A 2,893-nucleotide genomic window follows, 5' to 3' on the forward strand; every position below is an offset into this window, starting at 1 on the left:
CCGGCCTCGGCGGCGACCTCGCGGATGCGGCGGGCGGTCTCGTCCACGCCCTTGGCCACGCAGACCGGCACGCCGCGCCCGGCGCGGTCCCATTTGAGTGCCACGGCGTAATGCGTCGGGTTCACGACCACCACGTCAGCCTTGGGCACGTCGCCAAGCATCTGGTTCATGGCGATGGCCTGCGCGCGGGCGCGGCGCTGCTGCTTGATATGCGGATCCCCCTCGGAGGACTTGGTCTCGTCCACCAGCTCCTGCCGGGTCATGCGGTGTTTCCTGAGATGCTGGGCCCATTCCCACATCCAGTCCACCACGCCCATGCCCCCCGCCAGCACCAGCACGACCGCCATGAACTCGAAGGTCAGCCGCCCCATGAACGCGAGAATCTGCGCCGGATCGGCATAGAGCGACGCCAGGATGCGCTCGCCCCGCGCCAGCAGGTAGAGGGCGAGCAATGCCGACACGAGGGTCAGCTTGGCCGCCGACTTGGCGAACTGGAACAGGCCCTGCGCCCCGAATTTCTGCCTGGCGTTGCCGATCGGGTCGATGCGCGACAGTTTCGGCTGCAGCTTCTCGGGAGAGACCAGCAGCCCCCGCAGCGCGACCAGCGCGACCAGCACCAGCGCACCGGGCAGGAGCGCGGCCATCGCCACCGCCGCCAGCGGCGGGCCCATCAGCCCCCCCGCCAGCCCCGCGCCGCCGGGCGACAGCAGCAGCGGCGCCAGCCCGTGCGCCTGGCCCAGCAGCACCTGCATCAACCGCCCGAGATCCTGCGCGGCCACCGGCCCCAGCAGCCCGGCGGCGATCAGCGCCCCGCCATAGGCGACCGCCGTGTTCAGATCGGCCGAGCGGGTGATCTCGCCCTTCCGGCGGGCCTCCTCCAGTCGGCGCGGCGTTGGGTCGTGCGGTTTGTCGGCGGGGGACTGGTCGTCGCTCATGGCACGGCCATGGGCGCGGCCAGCGCATCGCGGAAAGCCTCGAGCCAGACCGGCAGCAGCACGGGTGCGCAGAGCAGCAGCAGGAACAGGCCCCCCCAGGTGATCGCGGGCGCGCCGACGAAGGCGACCATCAGCTGCGGCATCGCCTTGTTGATGACGCCGAGCGCGAGGTTGTAGAGCAGCGAGGCGACGAGAAAGGGCGCGGCCAGCGACAGCGACAGCCCGAAACTGGCCGCGACGCGCTGCACGCCCCAGCCGCCGATGTCATGCGGCGCAGGCCAGCGCCCCGCGGGCAGCACCGTGTAGGAGCGCATCATCGCCTCGGCGAGATGCACGTGCAGCCCCGCGATCACCGCCAGCGTGATCCCCCCCAGCATCAGGATCGCACCCATCGCCGGTTGCGGGTCGGGCGAAGCCCCGCCCATGATCTGCGACAGCGAGGTCGCCTGCGCCGCGATCGTTCCCGCAACCTGCAGCGCATGCACCGTCAGGCGCAGGGCAAGCCCGATGATCAGCCCCGCCACGGCCTCGGTCAGGAAGAAGCGCAGTGGCGGCATCGCCCCTGTCATCAGCGGCAGCGACGGGGCCACCGCGGGGGTCACGATGGCGGTCAGCGCCAGCGCCGCGCCCAGCTTGACGCGCAGCGGGATCATCGCCTCGCCCAGCCCCGGCAGCACGAGGAAACAGGCCCCGATCCGCAGGAACACCGCGGTGGCCGCCGCCAGCCAGAGCTGCGCCAATGCCAGAAGCTCGGCCAGCGCGGCGCTCATGGCGCGGCCAGCCCGACCAACGCGGGGCGCGCCTCGGTCCCGATTTCCTCGAAGGACAGCACCGGGTTGGGAATGCCGCGGGCGTGCAGCACCGTGCGCAGGAAGCGGCGGCGCAGCGCCGTGGTGACCACGCCCGGATAGCTGCCCTTTTCGCCCGCCGCGCCGACCTTGTCGGCGACGGACCTTGCCAGCGCGTTGAATTCCTCGGGCGGCAGGGCGATCTCGGGCAGGCCGCCGTCGCCACCGACCTGGTGGCGCAGGAAGACCTCCTCCCAGTCGTTCGAGAGCTGCACCAGCGGCAGCGTCCCGTCCTCGCGTTTCAACTCGGCGATCAACTGGAAGCCGAGGCGCTGGCGCACATGTTCGCAGATCACCTCGGGCGCGGCCTTGGTCCCGCGCATCTCGGCGGTGGCCTCGAGGATCAGGGGCAGGTTGCGGATCGAGACCTGTTCTTCCAGCAGAAGCCGCAGAACCGCGTGCAACTGGTCGAGCGGCACCTTGTCGGGCACCAGTTCATCCAGCAGGCGGCGGTTTTCCTCGGCCCGCGCGCCGTCGGACAGGGTGACGAAGGCGTCGAGCTGCCGCTGCAGCGTCTTGAAGGTCAGGAGCCGCGCAAGATTGCGCTTCAGCACCTCGAGCAGGTGGGTCGCCAGCACCTCGGACGGGGCGACCACGGTCACCCCCTGCAGCGCCGCGACCTCGCGGTCTTCGGCCGCGATCCAGCGCGCGGGGGCGGCGTAGACCGGTTCCTTCACGTCCTCGCCCGCGGGCAGCGCCTCGGGCCGGTCGCCCACCAGCGCCAACAGGCGGCCGGGGCGCAGCGTGGCGCGGGCGTGTTCCACGCCCAGAAGCTTGATCGCGTAGGTGCCGGGCGGCAGGTCGGGCCGATCGGTCAGCCGCATCTCGGGCAGGATCAGGCCGAAGCCGCGCGCGACATGCTCGCGCATGGTGCGGATGCGCGCATCGAGCCCGGTCGCCGGGTCCAGCGCCAGCGCGACAAGGTCGGGCGCAAACTCCACGTGGATATCGTCGAGGTCGAGCAGGTCGCCGATGGTCTCGGCGGGCGTGGCGGCGGCGGCCTGCGCGGGGATGTCGGCCGCCGTGGCCTCCGCCCGCAGGCTGCGCGACCGCAGGAACGCCGCGACGCCCAGGGCGGCGGCCCCGGCCAGGAACGGCAGCAAGGGCAGC

The 2,893-nt window shown here is 72.0% G+C and carries 3 protein-coding genes; all 3 read right to left on the reverse strand.

From position 1 onward, the window contains the following. A partial coding sequence (locus QQK83_RS19080; protein WP_284267000.1) for an EscU/YscU/HrcU family type III secretion system export apparatus switch protein occupies window positions 1-935 on the reverse strand: 935 nt, incomplete at its 3' end. Beyond that, window positions 932-1,705, reverse strand: coding sequence for a flagellar biosynthetic protein FliR (locus tag QQK83_RS19085; protein WP_284267002.1), 774 nt, complete (start codon window positions 1,703-1,705; stop codon window positions 932-934). The genes QQK83_RS19085 and QQK83_RS19080, both read right to left, overlap by 4 nt. After that, window positions 1,702-2,893: FHIPEP family type III secretion protein (locus QQK83_RS19090; RefSeq protein ID WP_284267004.1), on the reverse strand; the 1,192-nt coding region annotated here is incomplete at its 5' end. The genes QQK83_RS19085 and QQK83_RS19090, both read right to left, overlap by 4 nt.

The sequence above is a fragment of the Roseicyclus amphidinii genome (genome assembly GCF_030163755.1).
GTDB classification, from domain to species: domain Bacteria; phylum Pseudomonadota; class Alphaproteobacteria; order Rhodobacterales; family Rhodobacteraceae; genus Roseicyclus; species Roseicyclus amphidinii.